The following is an 18,834-nucleotide window of genomic DNA, read 5'->3' on the forward strand; positions in this document are numbered from 1 at the left end:
GGGGGCGGCCAGCAGGGCCAGGTCGAACACGGCCAGCTGCTCCGGCACGTAGCGGAAGTGCTCGTTCACGTAGGCGATGGGCGCGTCGCTCAGGCCGATGAGGTCGAGGTTGCAGCGGTAGCAGTCGACCTCGGCCGCCGAGGGCCAGGCCTGCTGCGCCCCGATCCCGAGGTGCAGGATGGCCGGGGCCTGCTTGGCCAGCAGCCAGGGGTCTTCGCCCTTGAAGAAGCATTCGGCCTCGGGCGTGTAGCGCCAGGCGACGGCCTTGGGGTGGGCCTGGATCAGCTCGGCCGGGATCTGGGCGAGCCAGTCGGGGGCAGGCTGGGCGGCAGGCGCTTCGGTGGCCGGTGCGCTGTGGGGTGCGCTGCTGGTGGCCGGGGCGGCCGCGGCGCTCAGGCCCGGTGGCACGCCGCCATTGTTCAGCAGTTCACGCAGGCGGGTGGCCACGGCCTGGGAGCGGCCATCGGCCTGCGGGTCGATCTGGCCGGTCTCTTCGATTTCATCGACCATCTGCACCGTGAAGTCCATGGCTTCGAGCAGGGCGTCGGCGATGTGGTCGTTGTAGGACAGGGTGTTGTTGCGCACGCGGTCGAGCAGGTCTTCGCCGGCATGCACCACGCGCTCCATGGGCTTGAACTCGAAGAGCCCGCAGTTGCCCTTGAGGGTGTGGACCAGGCGGAAGAGGTCGTTGAGCAGTGCCGCATCGGTGGGCGCCTTTTCGACTTCCAGCAGGCGTTCGCCGACCTGTTCCAGGCACTCGCGCGCTTCCTGGATGAATTGGTCCAGCAGTTCGGTCTGGTTCATGCCTTCACTCCTTCGGCGGCCTTCAGGGCGGCCTGGGTGTCGCCCAGCAACAGGGCGGCGGTCAAGACCAGCTCTTGGGGCTTGGCAGGTTTGACCAGGTAGCAGTTGGCGCCGGCATCGAAGGCCACATAGGTGTCCTGAGTCTGCGCTTCGGTGGAGACCATCATCACGGGCGCCTGGTGGGCGGCCACATACCGGCGCAGTTCGCGCACGAAGGTGTAGCCGTCCATCTTGGGCATGTTGATGTCGACCACAAAGAGGTCGAAGGGCTCGTGGCCAGGCTGGTTGTGCACCTTCTCCAGGGCTTCCAGGCCGTTGATGGCCTCATCGGTTTCCCAGCCGGCATCCCCGAGGATCTTGCGGTGGTACATGCGCACGGTGGCGGCGTCGTCGACAACAAGGATGCGGCTCATCGCTTTTCCTCCAGGGGCTTCTGGTAGACCATCGCATCCGGAAAGCGACGGATATTGAACAGGGACGAGATGCGGCTCATGGATTCCGAGTGACCCAGGCACACGAAGCCGCCCGGGCGCAGCGCATCGAACATGGCCTCGGCCGCCACGCGGCGCGAGAGGTCATCGAAGTAGATGAGCAGGTTGCGGCAGAAGATCAGGTCGATGTCGCGGAAGCGCCGTGTGTCCATCGGGTCGCTGAGGTTGACGCGGCTGAATTCCACGGCGTCAACGATGTCGCGCGAGAGCCGGAAGTCGCCATCGAGCTGGGCCTTGAAGTACTTCTGCAGGTAGGGCTTGGGCAGGTTGGCGACCGAGCGGGGCGAGTAGATCGCGCGCTGGGCGGCATCGAGCACCGTGGTGTCGATGTCGGAGGAGAGGATCTCCACGTCGTACTGGTCGATCTTGGCCCAGCGCTCCAGCAGGTAGATGGCGATGGAGTAGGGCTCCTCGCCGGTGGAGGAGGGAATGGACCAGATGCGGATGCGTGAGCCGGGGCGCTTGGTCTGCGTGAGCTCGTCCAGCATGTGGTTGACCATGCAGTCGAACTGGTAGTTTTCGCGGAAGAAGTAGGTCTCGTTGACCGTCATGCAGTTCACGAGGGCCTGCATCTCCTGGCCGCTGGCTTCGAAGCGCAGCTTGATGAAGTAGTCCCGGAAGTTGTCCGACCCCGTGGCTTCGATGCGCTCCACAAGCCGCTTGTCCACGAAGTAGCGTTTGCCGCTGTCAAACTGGATGCCGGTCTTTCGGTAGAAGTACTCGCGGAACTTCTCGAAGTCGGCTTCCGTGATCAGCTGCCTTTCCATGGCGGCGGCTTTCATGGGGCCTCGATTCTTTGTTCTGCCAGGTCGGCAGCAAAACCGATGAAGGGGTCGTCTGCAAAGCGCAGGCGGGCTTGCTTCAGGGCGGGCAGGGCACCGGGAGCGCCAACTTCGGCCAGCACCTCCAGGGCGGCGCCCACCACATTCACGTGAGGGTCCTCCGTCATCACGGTGGAGAGCCAGCGGCCGACTTCGGGGTGGCGCAGGTCGCCCAGCAGGTTGACGGTGAAGATGCGCACGTCCGGGTCGGCGTCCTTCAGCAGGGCGTCGATGCGCGGGCCCACCGGTTCCGGCAGGCTGGAGAGCGTTTCGATCGCGCTGTTGCGCAGGTTGGCGTCTTCGCTGCGCAGCAGGGGCAGCAGGCCGTCGACCGTGTCGCTGCCGCCCAGGCAGGTCAGGGTGGTGAAGATGACCTCGCGCACGCTGGCGTCCTGCTCTTTCAGCAGGTGCGAGCACAGCGCGGCCACGGTGTCCTGCCCGGGGTGCTCGGCCAGGTCCCGGGCCGCCCAGCGGCGTGTGCCGGCGTCCGGGTCCTGCAGTTGCTCGGTCAGGCCGGCACCGTCACGGATGTAGTCCCGCGGTTCGATGCGGCGCAGTCCTGCGGGTTCTGAGGCTTTTCGCAATGCCATGGGACACATCCTTTCGGGTTCAAAGCAGCCAGCCTTTGAGCTGGCGCGCAATCTCGGTGCAGGGCAGCACCACGGTGGCGCCGTTCTTGTCGATCAGTTCTTGCGGCATGCCGAAGACCACGGCCGTGGCCTCGGACTCGGCAATCGTCCGGCCGCCCTGGTGCTTGAGCTTGCTCATGGCGGCGGCGCCGTCGTTGCCCATGCCGGTCAGCATCACGCCGGTGAGCTGGTGCACGGGCAGGTGCTTCATGGCGCTGTCGACCATGACGTCGACCGAGGGGTGCCAGGGGTGGCCCGGCGTCTCCGGGCGGGGCGCGGCCACCAGGCGGCCCAGGCGCTCCACCACGGCCAGGTCGGTGCCGCCCTTGCCGATGTAGATCTGGCCAGGCTCCAGCGGCAGAGGCTGGCTGACCTCGCGCACCCGCATCTGGCAAAGGCGGTCCATGCGCTTGGCAAAGGCGTCGGTGAAATTGGGTGGCATGTGCTGCGCCACCATCACGGCACAAGGGAAGTCGGCCGGCAGGTTCGGCAGGATGTCTTCCAGCGTGCGGGGCCCCCCGGTCGACACCCCGATCAACACGATGTGTAGGCCGCCATGGGCCTTGCCGGGCACGGCCGCGGGCTTGCTGATCTGGGGCTTGGGCGGGGTGCGCACCACCGGTGCAGGCCTAGGGGGCGGGCTGTTGGCGCGCTGGCTGCCACCCACGGCCGCGCCCTTGGGCTTGGCGCGGGCCGCACCCTTGACCTTGGCGAGCAGCTGGGCCTCGATGTCTTCGATCGACAGCGAGATCGTGCCGCCCGGCTTGGTGATGAAGTCCACCGCACCCAGGGCCAGGGCCTCGAAGGTGGCCAGGGCGCCTTCCTCTGTCAGAGAGGAGACCATGATGACCGGCGTGGGGCGCGCGGCCATCATGAGCGAGAGCGCGGTGAGCCCGTCCATCACGGGCATGTTGATGTCCAGGGTGACGACGTCGGGTTGCCAGCTCACCAGCTTCTCGACACCGTCGGTGCCGTTGTTGGCGGTCTGGACTTCATAACCTGCACCGGTGAGCACGCTGGTGATCAGCCGGCGCATCAATGCCGAGTCGTCGACGACGAGCACTTTGGCCATGTCACATCGCTCCTGTGGTCATCACTGCCTTCAGGCCGCACGGGCCAGTTCGGCCGCCGGCTCGTCGCCGTCGCCACCGACCATGCGGGACACATCGCTCATCTCTCGGCCTTGCAGCAGGTGCTGCGGGTCGATGAGCATCACGAGGCGCTTGTCGCCGTCGAGCTTGGCCACCTGGCTGATCAGGCGGCTCTGTTCGTCGGACATCTCCGGGGCGCGGGCGATCTGGCTCTTGGGGATGCGCAGCACCTCGGCCACCGAGTCGACGATGAAGCCCGTGCGCATGCCGGCCAGCAAGTAAACCATGATGCGCTGGCGGTCGTTGCGCTCGATGGTGCCCAGGCCCAGGCGATTGCGCTGGTCGATCACCGGCAGCACGGTGCCGCGCAGGTTGATCACGCCCTCCACGAATGCCGGCGTCTTGGGCACGCGGGTCAGCACCTCGGGCACGCGCACGATCTCCTGCACGCTCATGATGGGCACGCCGAACTCCTCGGCGCCGAGGCGGAAGATCACGACCTGGGCGTCGTCGTCGGTGCTGTCGTTGTCATCGTTGTCGACACGGTCGTTCACGTCGGACTCCTTCTGGCTGGTGAGGCCTTCTGCGCCCTGGGCGGCGCTGATGGCATCGCGGATGCCACTGAGGCCCAGCAGGCGATCGGTGGCGATGATGGACACGAGGCGCTTGCCGCCATCGAGTCGGCAGATGGACGAGAACTCGTGCATGTCGCTGTCGTCGGCCAGGATGCCGGGCATGGCATCGGCCTGGGCGCGCGGCACGCTGAGCACCTCCTTGACGGCATCGGTCACCAGACCGACCTGGTGGCCGCCGGGCAAGGCGATCACGACGATGCGGTGGTGCTCGCTCAGCTCTTCCTGCGGCAGCCCGAACAGGGCGCGCAGGCTCACCAGCGGCAGCAGGCGCTGGCGCAGCGAGATCACGCCCAGCACGTGGTGCGCCACATTGGGCATGGCCGTGATGTGCTCGGGCACCTGCACGATTTCCTGCACGTCGGCGATGTCGAGGGCGTACTCCTGCTCGGCCACCGAGAAGGAGACCAGGCGCAGTTCGTCGTTGCTGCCTTCGCTGTCGTCGTGGTCGTGCTCGGCCGACTCGTAGCCCGTGCCGCCGCTGCCGCGCAACTCGTCGTTGGCGGCCTGGCCGATGGCGGCGAACTGCGCCTCCACCAGCTTGCCGAAGTCCAGCGTCATCAGCAGGTCCTGGCCGCCGTCAGGGCGCGGGCGCTTGATCACGCCGGTCAGGAAGTCGGCCGCGACGATGCTCTGGATGGCGGTGGCCGATTCGATCTCGTCGGCCTCCACGCTCAGCACGCTGGCCACGCGGTCGACCACGAAGCCCAGGGGCTGGCCCAGGTTGATCACGAGGGCGCGGGTGGCGTCATCGTGCTCGCGGTCATCGCAGTTGAACAGGCGACGCAGGTTGATGATGGGCAGCACGCGGCCGCGCAGGTTGGCCAGGCCGTCCAGCGTGGACGGGGCCAGGGGCAGGCGTGCCACATCGGGCACGCGGATGATTTCCTGCACCGGCCCCATGGGCACGGCGAACATCTCGCCGGCGACCGCAAAGGTCACGAACTGGTTGTCGTGGCCCTCGGCGTCATCGGCGTCGGTGTCGTTCAGGGTGGTCGGTTCGCTCATGGCGGACCTCCTTCAGAATCGAGGTGGACGAGGATGGACTGCTGTGTGCGGGCATCGCGCCCGCTGCCTCAGTTGCTTTGCAGTTCGTCCGCCAGGGAGGCGATCTCCTCGATGGCTGCGGACAGCTCCTCTGCACCTTGCGATTGCTGGCGAGCGGCCGCGGCGGCTTGCTCGGCGGCCTTTTCGGCTTCTTGGGCGGCCGACGAAACCTGCTCGACGCCCACCTTGATCTGCGCCAGGGCGGCCACGATTTCCTGGGCGGCGGCCACGGCCTCCTGGTTGCCCTGTTCCACCTGCCCCACGTTCGATTCGATCTGAACCAGCGCGGCCGTGATGGCCTTGGTCTTCTCGACTTCCGACAACGCGGCGCCCATGATCTCGGAGAGGTCGCGGCCCACGAAAGCGATCTGGTCCTGGATGGACTTGACCATGTCCTTGATGCGATCGGCGTTCTCGGCCGAGTCGTGTGCCAGGTTGCGGATGTCGGTGGCCACCACCACGAAGCCCTTGCCGTACTCGCCGGCGCGGGCGGCTTCGATGCTGCCGTTCACCGCCAGCATGTTGGTCTGGATGGAGACCTGGGTGATCGCATCGACGATCTTGTCGATCTTGCGGCTGACCAGCTCCAGGTCCTTGATCTGCTTGATGCTCTCGCGGGTCGAGACGACGCCGGCGCTGATGCTGGCCACGAGACCGTCGATGTTCTTCTTGTTGTCGGCCATCAGGGTCTTGATCGCGGCGGCGCGCTCGTTGCCCTTGGTCGCGCGGGTCTCGGCGACCTGTGCGCCCTTTTCAATCTGTGTGACGGCGGCGGCGGACTCGGTGGTCGCGGCGGCCTGGCTCTGGGCGCCCTTGCGGATCTGCTCCAGGGCCACCATGATCTGGTTGGCCGAGCGGGAAATTTCCTGCACGGCGCTGGAGAGTTCTTCCGCCGAGCTGGCCACTTCTTCGGCGCTCTTGGCGATGTCGGTCGAATTCTTCAGGTCGTCTGCCAGTTCGGACAGGCTCTGCGAGGTCTGCTCGCATTCCGACAGCGCGACGGTCTGTTCGTTGACGGTCTTGTTGGCTTCTTCGCACGCCGAGGATTGCTCCTGCGAGGCCGATGCGATGGCTTCAGCGCCCTTCAGGGCCTGCTGCGCGGCCACGTTGCTCTGCCCAGCGGCCGAGGCGATCTCGGCGGCGCCCTGGGCGATCTCGCCAGCGTCGTTGCGGATCTGCTCCAGCTGGTCGGTGATGACCACGCTCTTTTCGACTTCGGTCTTGACGGCGTCGGCCGACTCGTTGATGCCATCGGCGATGACCTTCACCTCGCCCTGGATCTGGCCCACCAGTTCCTGGATCTGCTTGGCGCTCTTTTCGGAGGTTTCGGCCAGGGTGCGCACCTCGTCGGCCACCACGGCAAAGCCCTTGCCGTGTTTGCCTGCGCGCGCGGCTTCGATGGCCGCGTTCAGGGCCAGCAGGTTGGTCTGGTCGGCGATGCGGGCCACGGCCTTGACGATGTCGCCAATGTTCGCTGCCTGACGCTCCAGTTCGGCGACCATCTTGACGGATTCAGCCTGGCGGTCGGCGGCCATGCTCACGTTGTTGATGGTGGCGCGCACGTCTTCGTTGATCGTGCCGGCCAGGGTGCGCATGCCATCTGCCATGTGCTGAGCCTGCGTGACCGCGGCAAGCTGGCGGGTGATGGCGCCGCCCACCTGTGTGATGGCGGCCAGCGATTCCTGCGCGGCGCCCGAGGCCTCTTCGGCGCCCGTGGCGATCTGCTGCGCAGCGCGCTTGAGTTCTTCGGCGGCCGAGGCCGCTTCGTTGATGCCAGACGACAGCTGACTCGATGCGGCGGCAACACGCTCCGAGGCCTGTTGTTGCTTCGCGAGGGTGCGGGCGCGCTTGCGTTGGGCGTCGGCGTCACGCGCCACGCTCTTGCTGATGCCGCCCGGCACGGCGTGCAGGGAGTGAGAAGAGTCTTCCGATGGGCGAGACTTGCGAACGAGTGACATGAGTACGCTCCTCAAGCGAATGAGTCAACACGGTGGATCAGGGCCGGGGGTACATCTCGACCCTCCTGGGCTCCCTTCACCTGTCCGATTGAGGGGCCTTACTGGGTCAGTCTGGTCCCCGACGCCTGCGTACCCATCATGGGCGGCTCGCCGATCAACATGGAAGAGAGTGTGGCCATTGCATCCTTTTGAGACGTGATGCAATGCCGCGAAATGCGTGGGATTTCTGGGCCCACATCCGGGTTTCAGGCGGTACGAGGCATCACCTGCTGGACGATTTTCAGCAGCTCCTGGCCACCCACGGGCTTGATCATCCAGCCCGTGGCGCCTTCCTTCTTGGCTTCCTGGCGCTTGACCACGCGCGCGTCGTTCGTGAGCGCGATGATGGGCGTGAACTTCAACAGCTTGCGTGCTTCGCGGATGAAGGCGATGCCATCCATGTTGGGCATGTTGATGTCCGTGAGCACCAGATCCGGCTTCAGGCCCTGGTTGATCAGCTCGATGGCCTTGATGCCATCGGAGGCGGTGGCCGTCGCGTAGCCGTTCATGCTCAGCGTGATCTCCATGCTCTTGAGCATGATGGCCGAGTCGTCAATCAGGAGGATGGTTTTCATGTCGTCTGCCTTGCCTTCGGTGGCTGCGAGAGCCTGAGGGGGCCGTGATGCACCGGGTGCATCCATCCCCTTGGTTCGGTTATCGGCGCCCTGCGTGGGAACTTGAGCACGGCGCTGCGGGGAAATCAGAACAGCTCGATCGGGGGCGCGTTGCGGGTGAAATCGTCCCTGTTGTCACGGCTGGCGGGCGCGGCGGTCACGTGCACCGCGCGCTGTTGGTCCATCACGTAATGGCCCAGCCACTCGTCCATCAGCTGCTGCAGGGCCTTGGGGGGCGTGGGTGACAGCTGCCCGATTTCGGCCTGCTGGCGTATGCCGTCACAGTGCGCGGCCAGGCCGTCGAGCGAGCGGTCCACCTGCTCCAGCATCTGTCGGTTGATGTCCTGGAACTGCATGTGCCCCAACACGTCGATCAGGTCGGCTCGCACGACGGTCATCGAGGCTTCCATGTCCTCCGACAGCGTCTTGAGCTGGCTGGCCACGACGCCCGGTCGGGCGCCCATTTCGCGGATTTCGTCACCGATCTGGTCCAGGGCGCTCATGTCCAGCGCTTCCTGCGGCTTGCCGGCGTGGGCCAGGCCATGGGTCTCTGCCACCGACTGGATACCGCGCGCGATCTGCTGGGCGGCATCGGCCGTCTGGTTCGACAGGCGCCGCACCTCTTCGGCCACCACCTTGAAGCCGGCACCTTCCTGGCCTGCACGGGCCGCTTCGATGGCCGCGTTGATGGCCAGCAGGTTGGTCTGGCGGGCGATGTTGGCAATCAGCGAGGCCAGCGGCGTCAGCTGTTTGACCTGGTCGAGCAAGGCGCTGACCAGGGCCTGGTGTTCGCCTCGGGCCTGGGAGTAATGCTGTTCGTGCTGCTGCAGGCAGCCCAGGGCGTTCGTCTGGGCCACGGCCTGTTTGAGCGTGTCGTTGGAAAGGTTGCGGCTTTGCTGGGCGGCCGAACTGAGCTCGGCCTGCAGCGCATTGCAGCGCTCGTGCACGGTGCCCAGGCGCTCGGCCATCTCCAGCACCGCCACGGAACTCGATGCCTCGGCGGCACGCACGTGGCCTTGCAGGATCGCAAAGCACTGCTGCATGACCTTGAGCTGTTCCAGCAGGTCTGCGTCGATCCGAGGTCGACGCCGAGGCCGCAGCTTCAGCCAGAGTCGGCCCCACCAGCCCGTGCTGGCGGAGGCGGCCTCTTCGGCCGGTGCGGAGCCTTGACCGCTGGTTTGGGGTGGGGACCAGGTGCTGTCCATGGTGGTCTCAGGCCAGTTGCGAGACGACTTGCTGGATGACCTTGATCAGCTCGGAGCCGCCCACAGGCTTGAGCATCCAGCCCGTGGCACCCAGCTTGCGCGCTTCGTCCCGTTTGGCTTCCTGGCCTTCGGTGGTCAGGGCCAGGATGGGCGTGAAGCGCAGGGTCTGTCGGGCGTGCTTGATGAACTCCAGCCCATTCATGTTGGGCATGTGGATGTCCGTGATGATCAGGTCGGGCTTGAGGCCCCCCTTGAGCTTCTCCAGCGCCTGGCTGCCGTCGGAGGCGGTTTCCACCTTGAAGCCACTGATCTCCAGACTGGACTTCAGGCTCATCAGCATGGTGAGCGAGTCGTCGACCAGGAATATGGTTTTCATCGTGCGTCCCAGTTGGGGGTCCCAGCATGGTGGCCACACGGTCGGGCTGACGGGTGTCCGGCGCCGCAGTGACCTCAGGTCTGGTTTGTCGACATCCCCTCAGGGAACTGGAGGCCCTGGCGCACGGAGAACAGGGCTTTGGTGACGCGCATCACGGATCGCGCGCCACGCATTTCACACGTCCATCGCCTGTCCTGTTCAGAATGTGGACGATGGCGCGACGCGGGCCGGGTCTTCAGCCTGCGTAGGGGTCTTCGAAGCCCAGCGCCGCCATGATTTCGCGCTCCCGCGCTTCCATGCACTGGGCCTCGTCGTCTTCGATGTGGTCGTAGCCCTGGGCGTGCAGGGCACCGTGCACCAGCATGTGGGCGTAGTGGGCCTCCAGCGTCTTGCCCTGGTCCCTGGCTTCCTGCTCGATCACGGGCGCGCAGAGGATGAGGTCGGCCATGACCACAGGCTCCTGCGCGTAATCGAAGGTCAGCACATTGGTGGCGTAATCTTTTTGGCGGTAGTCGCGGTTCAGGGCCTGGCCCTCTTCGGCGTCGACCAGGCGCACGGTCAGTTCCGCATCGGCCTCGAGTGCGGCGCGCAGCCATTTGATGACGCGGTGGCGGGGCAGGGTGTCGCGGTGGCGCTTGTCGGCGAACTGCAGGCTCAGGCTCAGGTCGGGGCGGGTGCTCATGAAGGAGGTCGGTGCGATGCGGGGCGGTGGAACGGTGAAATGGCCGCGGCAGGCTCAGCTCAGGGCCGAGGGCGAAGGGATGTCGTCCAGGTCGTCGTGGCGACCGCGGCGGCCATGGCTGGACGCGCCATTGCGCGGCGTGTCGGGTTCGCTGGCCTGGGCGGCATCGTAGGCCTCGACGATGCGGGCCACCAGGGGGTGGCGGACCACATCCGCTGCCGTGAAGCGGTTGAAAGACACGCCCTTGACCTTTTTGAGGATGCGCTCGGCCTCGATCAGGCCACTGCGGGCGCCTCGGGGCAGGTCGATCTGGCTCACGTCTCCCGTGACCACGGCGCGCGAGCCAAAGCCGATGCGGGTGAGGAACATTTTCATCTGCTCGGGCGTGGTGTTCTGCGCCTCGTCCAGGATGATGAAGGCGTGGTTGAGCGTGCGCCCGCGCATGAAGGCCAGGGGCGCGATCTCGATCAGGCCTTTCTCGAAGGCCTTGGTCACGCGGTCAAAGCCCATGAGGTCGTAGAGCGCGTCGTAGAGCGGACGCAGGTAGGGGTCCACCTTCTGCGTCAGGTCGCCGGGCAGGAAGCCCAGGCGTTCGCCGGCCTCCACCGCCGGGCGGGTCAGGATGATGCGCTGCACGGCGCTGCGCTCCAGGGCATCGACCGCACAGGCCACGGCCAGGAAGGTCTTGCCGGTGCCGGCCGGGCCGATGCCGAAGCTCAGATCGTGGGCCAGGATGTGACGCAGGTAGCCGACCTGGTTGGGCGTGCGGCCCTGCAGGTCGGCGCGGCGCGTGTGCAGGGTCGGGCCCTCGGGGGGCTCGTCGGGCAGGGCGATCACCTCGGGCTCGGCCGCGGCGGCAGCGCCTTCCAGCTTGCGCTGGGTGCGGGCGCGCTTGGCCGCGGCCAGCACGCCGGTGATGGCCAGCTGCACCATCTCTTCGCTGATGGGCTTGTCGGCCCGCGCGTAGAGCGCGTCCAGCAGCTCGATCACCTGTTGCGGCACGCCCCGGGCGCCTTCCACGCGGAAGTGCTCGCCTCGCCGGGCCATCGTCACCCCGAAGGCGGCCTCCACCTGGCGCAGGTGGGCGTCCAGCGGGCCGCACAAATGGGCCAGGCGGGTGTTGTCGAGTGGCAGGAAGCTGTGGCGCAGTTGCATGAAAACCCTGGAAACGAGAGAAAGCAGGCAAATTGTCGCCTGCCACGCGTTTCAGGGCGTGACATATCTGGCGAAAATGGGGGCTTGCCTGGGCCTGGGGTGTGTCCAGGCCGGGCTTCGGAGTTGTCCTTTGATCTTCCTGCATCGCTGGTGGCAGTACGTGGCCCAGGGTTTCCGGGCCTCGCCGTCCTCGTCCGAGCGCGTGGCGGTGTCGTCTGGCGCCATCGGGCGTTCGCCAGCGGCCAACCGGCGGCTGTTCGGCATCCTCTTGCTGGGCCTGATCCTGGCGGTGGCTGCGGGCTACGCCATGCTGGCGCTGAACCAGGAGGCCGTTCGCATCAGCCACCCGGGGGCTGCGGCCGCCGACGATGGCACCGTGCACACCCTTGAGCAGGCCTGGGCGGTGCCCAGCGAAGCGGCCCGCTTCCCCTTGGGCGTACCGGGGCAGTTGCTCAACCTGCCTGATGAGTGGTCCAGCACCCAGCCCGGTTACCAGGGCGCGGTCTGGTACCGATTCCAGCTGGACAACGACAAGGCGGGCACGGATGCTCTCCAGGGCCTCTACATCGAGCGTGCCTGCTCCAACGTCGAGGTGCAGCTCAATGGTCAGGTGATCTACCGCGGGGGCCGCATGAGCCCGCCCTACACGCGCAACTGTTATGGCGCCCATGTGGTGGTGCTGCCTGCGGCGCTGCTCAAGGCCGGCACCAACACGCTCGACCTGAAGGTCGTGGGCTACCCGGTCAACCGGGTCACGGCGCGCCAGCGTGCCGGTGGCCTGGCCGCGGTGCGTGTCGGCCCCCTGGCCGATGTCCGCCAGATCTACGAAGAACACCATTTCTGGACCACCACCATCGCCCAGATCCTGGGCGGCATCCTGGCGGTGCTGGGCGTGTTTGCCCTGGGCATGGCCTGGGTGCGCAAGGTCGGCTACCTGCTGCACTTCGGCCTGTTGACCCTGGGCTGGGCCGCCATGACCGGCCGCCTTTGGCCCATGGACGTGCCCATGCCGAATGCGGCCATGGAGGTCCTCATCGCGCTGATGTTCGCGCCCATGACGGCCTTCGCCATCAAGTTCCTGCTGGGGTATGCCGGGCAGGGGCTGCGCCTGGCCGCCAGCGGCAAGCGCAACACCCAGATCAATGCGGTGCTCTGGGCCCAGTGCGTGCTGCTGCCCGTGAGCCTGCTGCTCGCGGGCCCTGATCAGCTCTTCCTGGGCTCGCGCGTCTGGTACGTGCTCTTTGCGCTCGAGGTGTTTGTGGCCATCGGCTTTTTCCTGTGGGAAGCCGGCAAGGGCCGCCGCACCGAGTTCTGGCTGATGAGCGTGACCCTGGGCGTCGTGGCTGCGGTGCTGGGCATCGAGCTGTCTTACCAGAACGGCCTCTTGCGCCTGTGGGGCGTGCACGTGACCCATTTCGTGATGCCGCTGCTCTACACCGCCGTGGCGGTGCGCCTGATCCAGGTCTACGCCCGCGCCCTGCAGACGGCCGAAGGCGCCCGTGCCCAGTTGGAAAAGCGCGTGCAGGAGATCTCGGGCGAGATCGAGCGCAACTTCAACCAGATCGCCGAACTGCGCGTCGAGCAGATCGCCGAGAAGGAGCGCAAGCGCATCGCCGCCGACCTGCACGACGACCTGGGGGCCAAGCTGCTCACAATCGTGCACACCTCCGACAACGACCGCATCTCCACCCTGGCCCGCGAGGCGCTGGAAGAGATGCGCCTGTCGGTGCGTGGCCTCACCGGCAAGCCCATGGTGCTGTCCGACGCCCTGGCCGACTGGCGCGCCGAGGTCGTCTCCCGCCTGGGTCAGGCCGGCATCGAGTGCGAGTGGCGCAACCCGAACGACACCATCGAAGAGCCGCTGTCGTCGCGCACCTATGTGCAGACCACCCGCATCCTGCGTGAAGCCGTGAGCAACGTCATCAAGCACAGCTGCGCCTCGCATGTCGTGATTTCGGTCGACGTCTTGCTCGACCACCACGAATTCGTGCTCGTGATTCAGGACAATGGCAAGGGCATCCCGCTGGAGCTCGATGGCCGCCTGGACCGGGGCCACGGCATGACCAGCATGAAGCACCGTGCCAAGCAGCTCAGCGGCCAGTGCCTGGTGGAATCCGGGCCGGGCTTCGGCACCGTGATCCGCTTGACCCTGCCACTGGAGATGGCCACCGTGCAACAAGTTCGCGCGGGTGCTGTCGCCATCGGGGGTGGCACTGCTAGCATGCGCAGCGGTGCCCGTGGGCATTGAGCCAGCATCCTTTACAACGTAGTGAGGTCGTCCGACATGAAGCAAATCCTTCTCCTTGAAGACCTGCCCGAAATCCGTGCCTGGCTCAAGACCCTGGCCCTGCAGGTCTTTCCGGGCGCGCAGATCAGCGAGGCCTCGCGCATCCACGATGCGCTCGAACTCGTCAACGCCATCCGTTTCGACGTGGCCATGGTCGACCTCGGCCTGCCCGATGGCTCCGGCGTCGAGGTCGTGCAGGCCCTGCGCGAGAAGCAGCCCGATGTGCAGTCGGTGGTGGTCACCATCCACGACGACGACGACCACCTCTTCCCCGCCCTGCAGGCCGGCGCCTTCGGCTACCTGCTGAAAGAGCAGTCGCGCGAACAGCTGTCGGAACAGCTGCACCGCATCAGCCAGGGCGAGCCACCGCTGTCGCCCTCGATCGCCCGCCGCGTGATCCAGTACTTCACGGCCCAGGCTCGCCTGCAGCCTCCGCTGCAGCCCGATACCGTGACGCCGCATGTGCAGCTCACCGACCGCGAAAACGAGGTCCTGCTGCGCGTGGCCAAGGGCTTCACCCTGCCCGAGATCGGTCTGCAGCTCAACCTGTCGCGCCACACCATTGCCGACTACGTCAAGCAGATCTACCGCAAGCTCAATGTGTCGTCCCGTGCCGAAGCCGCGCTCGAAGCCCAGCGCCTGGGCCTGTTCCGTCGCTGAGCCCGCGGACCGTTCTCACCGTCTGCACGCATGATCTCTCGCTTGACCGGGCTGCTGGCCGAAAAAGCCCCGCCCCATGTGCTGGTCGACGTCAACGGCGTCGGCTACGAAGTCTCGGTGCCCATGAGCACCTTCTACAACCTGCCCGAGCTGGGCGCCCGCGTGACGCTGCTGACCCAGTTCATCGTGCGCGAAGACGCCCAGCTGCTCTATGGCTTCCTGACGGCCGCCGAGCGCGAGTCCTTCCGTGAGCTGATCAAGATCAGCGGCGTGGGCCCGCGCATCGCCCTGGCCTTGCTGTCGGGCCTGGCCGCCGACGAACTGGCCCAGGCCGTTGCCGCGCAGGACGCGTCCCGCCTGGTGAAGGTGCCCGGCATCGGCAAGAAAACGGCCGAGCGCCTGCTGCTCGAGCTCAAGGGCAAGTTGGCGCCGGCCCTGGCCATCCCGGGCTTTGCCGTGGTCAGCGACAAGCAGAGCGACATCCTGCAGGCGCTGATCGCCCTGGGTTACTCCGACAAGGAGGCCCAGTTGGCACTCAAGGCGCTGCCGGCCGACGTGTCGGTCAGCGAGGGCATCAAGCAGGCGCTCAAGGCCCTGGCGCGCTGAGCCGCCACCGCGGGTTTTCACGGCATGATGGCGGGCTATGCTGCTCGTCCGCCGTTTTCGCCTGCTGCCTGCGCTTCGCGGTGTCGGCCTGATCTGTCTGTCTGGCCTGGCGCCGTGGGGGCCGATGCCCCACGGCCTGGCGGCGCCTTCCGCACCCGTGTCCACCCCGAAAGCGGAGGCCTGGCCCCGGTTCACCGCGGCCACCTTCTGTCAGCAGGCAGCCCAGCGCCTGCCCAGCATCACGCCTGTCGTCTGTGCCCAGGCGCGCTTGGCCGAAGGGCCCGCGCGCTCGGTCCGGGGCAGCCCCCTGCTGCAGCGCGATGTGGTTGCGCCCAAGGCGCGCCTGCGGGTGCTGGTCATCGGTGGCATCCATGGCGACGAACCCTCGTCGACCGCCCTGGTGCTGCGCTGGATCCCCTGGGCGCAGGAAACGCCGTCCAACATCCACTGGCGCTTTGTGCCCCTGGTCAACCCCGACGGCATGCTGCGCGAAAAGCCCACGCGCACCAACGCCCATGGCGTGGACCTGAACCGCAACTTCCCCACGCCCGACTGGGACAAGGAAGCCCCCGTTTACTGGAGTCAGCGCACGAAGAACGACCCGCGGCGCTACCCTGGGCCACAGCCCCTGTCGGAGCCCGAATCGAAGTGGCTGCACGACGAGATGGAGCGCTGGAAACCCAACCTCATCGTCTCGGTGCATGCGCCTTATGGTGTTCTGGACTTCGATGGCCCGGTGGCGGCGCCGCAGCGCCTGGGCCGGCTCTACCTTGACCAGGTCGGCATCTTCCCCGGCAGCCTGGGCAACTACGGCGGCGTCCACAAGAAGGTGCCCGTCGTGACCATCGAGCTGCCCAGTGCCATCCGCACGCCGCAGGATGGCGAGGTGCGCCAGATGTGGCTGGACCTGCTGCGCTGGACGGCCGATCGCCTGGGTGCTGGCTGAAGCGTTTTGTTGCGTTTGAGGGGCTTGCTTACCCGATCCCCTCCAGGGAGGGGGCGGCAAGCCCGCCCGGACACGGACAATAGAAAGCCATACCTATAAAAACCCAGGTGAGCTTTCATGAACCTCTCGTCGTTCGGCGCAGGGGCGCCCGGCTTTGGCGCGTCCGCTTCCGGCCTCACGTCCGCCTTGGGCGCCAGCCTGGGTGATGCCCTGGGGGGGGCTTTCGGCGGACTCGTCTCTCGTCTGCAGGCCGCGCTGAGCATCGGCCAGGCCACCCGCCTCATCCAGATCGAAACCGCCCTGGCCTCGGCCACCCTGGTGGTCGAGCGCCTGAGCTTGACCGAAGCCGTCCACGCCGATGAACCCTTGTGGGCGGAGGTCGACTGCCTGAGCACCAGCGCCTACCTGGAACTCAAGGCCTTGCAGGGCGAGCAGGTCACACTGCGCCTCAAGCAGGCGGATGGCAGCTGGCGCCACTGGCATGGCTACGTGGCGCGTGCGGCCCAACTGGGCGCCGACGGCGGCCTGGCCCGCTACCGATTGAACCTGGCCGCGTGGACGCACTGGTTGCAACACCGCCGCGACACCCGCATCTTCCAGGACCAGACCGCGCAAGACATCGTGACCGAGGTCTTCAAGGCCTACCCGCAGGCGAACTTCCAGTTCGACGTGACGGCGCCCAGCTCGCTGCGGGCCATCACCACCCAGTACCGCGAGAGCGACTGGCAGTTTGCCCAGCGCCTCATGGCGCAGGAAGGCTGGAGCTGTCGCCTGGTGCACCAGGGTTTGACGGTCGCCGGGGCCGAGGAAGCCGCCCCTGATGTCATGGCGGGTGCCCGTGCGGCCCGCCACACCCTGGTCATCTTCGACGCCCAGGCCGAGGTCCCCGACCTGGGGCCCTTGCGCTTTGGCACGCCCGAACAGCGCGGCGGTGGGCTGTTGGGCACAGGCCTGTTTGACCTGGGCTTTGTGACCGACACCGTGACCGCCTGGCGCGTGGGCCAGCGCGTCACGCCCAATGCCGTCACCCTCGCGGCCTGGGACGAGCGCCAGCTGGCTGGCGTGGCCGCCCAAGCCCTGGCCCAGGGCGATCACGGCGCCGTGCCCCCGCTCGAAGACTACCGTGGCCATGGCGAACGCCAGCACGCCGAGGGCCGGGTCACCACCGAACAACCCGCCAGCAGCGCCGTGGCCGAAGCCCGCGCCCAGGCCCTGATGGCCGCCCACGAACTGGCCCACCGCCAGGCGCAGGGCGAGAGCGCCGTGCGGCCCTTGCACGAAGGTGCCCGTTTCACCCTGACCGAGCACAGCCTCTATGGCTTGGGCATGCTGGCGCAACAAGGTGCCGATGCGGCCACCTTCCGTGTGCTCAGCGTGACCCACGAGGCGGCCAACAACCTGGGATCGGAAGCCGCACACCTGCTGCAGGCCGCCACGCTGGAGAAGGGCGGCTACCGCAACCGCTTCGTGGCCGCACCCGCCACAGCACGCCTTGTGCCGCCGCCCGTGGCCCAGCCCACCGCCCCTGGTCTGCAGACCGCCGTGGTGGTGGCCAGCGAGGGCGAGCCCCTCACCACCGACCGAGACGGCCGCATCCGCATCCAGTTCGGATGGCAGCGGGGCGCACGGCCCCTGGCCGGGGCGTTGAACGCCCCCACCACCCTGGCCGGATCCGAGACCGGGCACGCCCCCGGCGACGCCACCAGCGGCACCTGGGTGCGCGTGGCCCAAAGCGTGGCCGGCGCCAACTGGGGCGCGGTGTTCACGCCCAGGGCTGGTACCGAGGTGCTGGTCGACTTTGTGGACGGCGACATCGACCGTCCCCTGGTGATCGGCCAGCTGCACAACGGCGCCCATGACCTGCCCTGGCCAGCAGGCCTTGACTCTGGCGCCAACCACCCCGGGACCGTCTCAGGCTGGCACCACAGCCACCTCGACGAAGCCGGCGCCAACCAATGGCTGATCGACGACGCCACCGGCCAGCTGCGCATGCGCCTGGCCAGCCACGGTGCGCAAACCGGCTGGAGCGAACTCAGCCTGGGCCACCTCATCCAGCAAAGCGGGCAGGGCGGCGCCGGCCACGCCCAACGCGGCCAGTGGCTGGGCGAAGGCTTCTACGGCCACACTGAAGGCTGGGCCGTGGTGCGCGCAGGCCAAGGCCTGTTGCTGAGCACCAGTGCCCGCCCCGCCCAAGGCAGCAGCGTGCAAAGCACCCAGATGGACGCCGCCGAGGCCGTGGCCCAGCTCAGCGCAGCCCGCCAGCTGGGCGAGACCCTGAGCCAGAGCGCCAAACAACAAGGCGCGCAAGGCCTGGCCAGCTTCGATGCAGCCCAAGCCCTGCAACAGCACGCCGAGGCCATGGACCCAGCCGCCCTGGGCAAATGGCCCGGCAGCGTGGGCGGCCAGGAGGCCAAGAAGGCCCAGCCGGGCAGCCGCACCCTGCAAGACCCGGTGGAGCGCTTCGCCAAACCCCTGCTGCACCTCGACACCCCGAGCACCGCGGCCTTCGTGACCCCGGCCAGCCTCAGCCTCTTCAGTGGGCAAGACACCAGCCTGACCATGCAAGGCGACGCCCACCTCACCAGCGCCCACACCTTCAGCAGCGTGAGCGGTCAAACGACCAGCCTCTACACCCACGCAGGCGGCATCCAGGCCATCACGGCCAACGGCCCCTTGAGCCTGCGCGCCCACACCGACGCACAGCAAGTGTGGTCAGACCAGGACCTGACGATCCAGAGCACCACCGACGAAATCCGCATCCAGGCCAGCGACAGCATCACCCTCAGCGCCG

The 18,834-nt window shown here is 67.2% G+C and carries 17 protein-coding genes; 5 read left to right on the forward strand and 12 right to left on the reverse strand.

What is annotated here, in order from left to right:
* From QZ994_RS12065 to QZ994_RS12120, 12 genes are all read right to left on the reverse strand, one after another.
* The coding region (locus tag QZ994_RS12065) for an Hpt domain-containing protein (RefSeq protein ID WP_290871691.1) at positions 1-804 on the reverse strand (804 nt) is incomplete at its 3' end.
* The gene (locus QZ994_RS12070; RefSeq protein ID WP_290871693.1) at positions 801-1,217 is read right to left on the reverse strand and encodes a response regulator; all 417 of its coding nucleotides are present in this window, start codon (positions 1,215-1,217) and stop codon (positions 801-803) included. The genes QZ994_RS12065 and QZ994_RS12070, both read right to left, overlap by 4 nt.
* Positions 1,214-2,077: a protein-glutamate O-methyltransferase CheR gene (locus tag QZ994_RS12075; RefSeq protein WP_290871695.1), complete on the reverse strand. Its 864-nt coding sequence runs from the start codon at positions 2,075-2,077 to the stop codon at positions 1,214-1,216. Before QZ994_RS12075 ends, QZ994_RS12070 begins: the two co-directional genes overlap by 4 nt.
* Positions 2,074-2,706, reverse strand: a complete 633-nt coding sequence (locus QZ994_RS12080; RefSeq protein WP_290871697.1) for a HEAT repeat domain-containing protein — start codon at positions 2,704-2,706, stop codon at positions 2,074-2,076. The genes QZ994_RS12075 and QZ994_RS12080 overlap by 4 nt, the downstream gene beginning before the upstream one ends.
* A 19-nt stretch (positions 2,707-2,725) precedes the next feature.
* Positions 2,726-3,817: a chemotaxis-specific protein-glutamate methyltransferase CheB gene (cheB, locus tag QZ994_RS12085; RefSeq protein WP_290871699.1), complete on the reverse strand. Its 1,092-nt coding sequence runs from the start codon at positions 3,815-3,817 to the stop codon at positions 2,726-2,728.
* A 30-nt stretch (positions 3,818-3,847) separates the two neighbouring features.
* Positions 3,848-5,476 (reverse strand): chemotaxis protein CheW, encoded by a 1,629-nt coding sequence (locus QZ994_RS12090; protein ID WP_290871701.1) that lies wholly within the window; start codon positions 5,474-5,476, stop codon positions 3,848-3,850.
* 68 nt (positions 5,477-5,544) lie between these two features.
* On the reverse strand, positions 5,545-7,473 hold the full coding sequence (locus tag QZ994_RS12095; RefSeq protein WP_290871703.1) for a methyl-accepting chemotaxis protein: 1,929 nt from the start codon (positions 7,471-7,473) through the stop codon (positions 5,545-5,547).
* 245 nt (positions 7,474-7,718) lie between these two features.
* Complete coding sequence (locus tag QZ994_RS12100; RefSeq protein WP_290871705.1) at positions 7,719-8,087, reverse strand: response regulator; 369 nt, start codon at positions 8,085-8,087, stop codon at positions 7,719-7,721.
* 125 nt (positions 8,088-8,212) lie between these two features.
* Complete coding sequence (locus tag QZ994_RS12105; RefSeq protein ID WP_290871707.1) at positions 8,213-9,331, reverse strand: methyl-accepting chemotaxis protein; 1,119 nt, start codon at positions 9,329-9,331, stop codon at positions 8,213-8,215.
* A 7-nt stretch (positions 9,332-9,338) separates the two neighbouring features.
* Positions 9,339-9,707: a response regulator gene (locus QZ994_RS12110; RefSeq protein WP_290871709.1), complete on the reverse strand. Its 369-nt coding sequence runs from the start codon at positions 9,705-9,707 to the stop codon at positions 9,339-9,341.
* A 235-nt stretch (positions 9,708-9,942) separates the two neighbouring features.
* Positions 9,943-10,389, reverse strand: a complete 447-nt coding sequence (gene ybeY / locus QZ994_RS12115; RefSeq protein ID WP_290871711.1) for an rRNA maturation RNase YbeY — start codon at positions 10,387-10,389, stop codon at positions 9,943-9,945.
* A 54-nt stretch (positions 10,390-10,443) separates the two neighbouring features.
* Positions 10,444-11,544: a PhoH family protein gene (locus QZ994_RS12120; protein WP_290871713.1), complete on the reverse strand. Its 1,101-nt coding sequence runs from the start codon at positions 11,542-11,544 to the stop codon at positions 10,444-10,446.
* A 130-nt stretch (positions 11,545-11,674) separates the two neighbouring features.
* On the opposite strand from QZ994_RS12120, the gene QZ994_RS12125 reads away from it, so the two are divergent.
* The 5 genes from QZ994_RS12125 to QZ994_RS12145 all read left to right on the forward strand — a co-directional run.
* On the forward strand, positions 11,675-13,792 hold the full coding sequence (locus tag QZ994_RS12125; RefSeq protein WP_290871714.1) for an ATP-binding protein: 2,118 nt from the start codon (positions 11,675-11,677) through the stop codon (positions 13,790-13,792).
* Between the two features lie 36 nt (positions 13,793-13,828).
* On the forward strand, positions 13,829-14,491 hold the full coding sequence (locus QZ994_RS12130) for a response regulator transcription factor (RefSeq protein ID WP_290871716.1): 663 nt from the start codon (positions 13,829-13,831) through the stop codon (positions 14,489-14,491).
* A gap of 30 nt (positions 14,492-14,521) precedes the next feature.
* On the forward strand, positions 14,522-15,097 hold the full coding sequence (gene ruvA / locus QZ994_RS12135; protein WP_290871718.1) for a Holliday junction branch migration protein RuvA: 576 nt from the start codon (positions 14,522-14,524) through the stop codon (positions 15,095-15,097).
* Positions 15,098-15,134: 37 nt separating this feature from the next.
* Positions 15,135-16,043, forward strand: coding sequence for a M14 family murein peptide amidase A (locus QZ994_RS12140; protein WP_290871720.1), 909 nt, complete (start codon positions 15,135-15,137; stop codon positions 16,041-16,043).
* 117 nt (positions 16,044-16,160) lie between these two features.
* Positions 16,161-18,834 (forward strand): type VI secretion system Vgr family protein (locus QZ994_RS12145; RefSeq protein WP_290871722.1); only part of this gene is annotated, 2,674 nt, incomplete at its 3' end.

Origin of the sequence: Aquabacterium sp., assembly GCF_021768455.1 — a bacterium.
Taxonomy (GTDB): Bacteria; Pseudomonadota; Gammaproteobacteria; order Burkholderiales; family Burkholderiaceae_C; genus Aquabacterium.

Coding starts and splice junctions, on each gene's coding strand:
- QZ994_RS12070 (WP_290871693.1), bottom strand. CDS start 1,217: ATGAGCCGCATCCTTGTTGTCGACGACGCCGCCACCGTGCGCATGTAC.
- QZ994_RS12075 (WP_290871695.1), bottom strand. CDS start 2,077: ATGAAAGCCGCCGCCATGGAAAGGCAGCTGATCACGGAAGCCGACTTC.
- QZ994_RS12080 (WP_290871697.1), bottom strand. CDS start 2,706: ATGGCATTGCGAAAAGCCTCAGAACCCGCAGGACTGCGCCGCATCGAA.
- cheB (WP_290871699.1), bottom strand. CDS start 3,817: ATGGCCAAAGTGCTCGTCGTCGACGACTCGGCATTGATGCGCCGGCTG.
- QZ994_RS12090 (WP_290871701.1), bottom strand. CDS start 5,476: ATGAGCGAACCGACCACCCTGAACGACACCGACGCCGATGACGCCGAG.
- QZ994_RS12095 (WP_290871703.1), bottom strand. CDS start 7,473: ATGTCACTCGTTCGCAAGTCTCGCCCATCGGAAGACTCTTCTCACTCC.
- QZ994_RS12100 (WP_290871705.1), bottom strand. CDS start 8,087: ATGAAAACCATCCTCCTGATTGACGACTCGGCCATCATGCTCAAGAGC.
- QZ994_RS12105 (WP_290871707.1), bottom strand. CDS start 9,331: ATGGACAGCACCTGGTCCCCACCCCAAACCAGCGGTCAAGGCTCCGCA.
- QZ994_RS12110 (WP_290871709.1), bottom strand. CDS start 9,707: ATGAAAACCATATTCCTGGTCGACGACTCGCTCACCATGCTGATGAGC.
- ybeY (WP_290871711.1), bottom strand. CDS start 10,389: ATGAGCACCCGCCCCGACCTGAGCCTGAGCCTGCAGTTCGCCGACAAG.
- QZ994_RS12120 (WP_290871713.1), bottom strand. CDS start 11,544: ATGCAACTGCGCCACAGCTTCCTGCCACTCGACAACACCCGCCTGGCC.
- QZ994_RS12130 (WP_290871716.1), top strand. CDS start 13,829: ATGAAGCAAATCCTTCTCCTTGAAGACCTGCCCGAAATCCGTGCCTGG.
- ruvA (WP_290871718.1), top strand. CDS start 14,522: ATGATCTCTCGCTTGACCGGGCTGCTGGCCGAAAAAGCCCCGCCCCAT.
- QZ994_RS12140 (WP_290871720.1), top strand. CDS start 15,135: ATGCTGCTCGTCCGCCGTTTTCGCCTGCTGCCTGCGCTTCGCGGTGTC.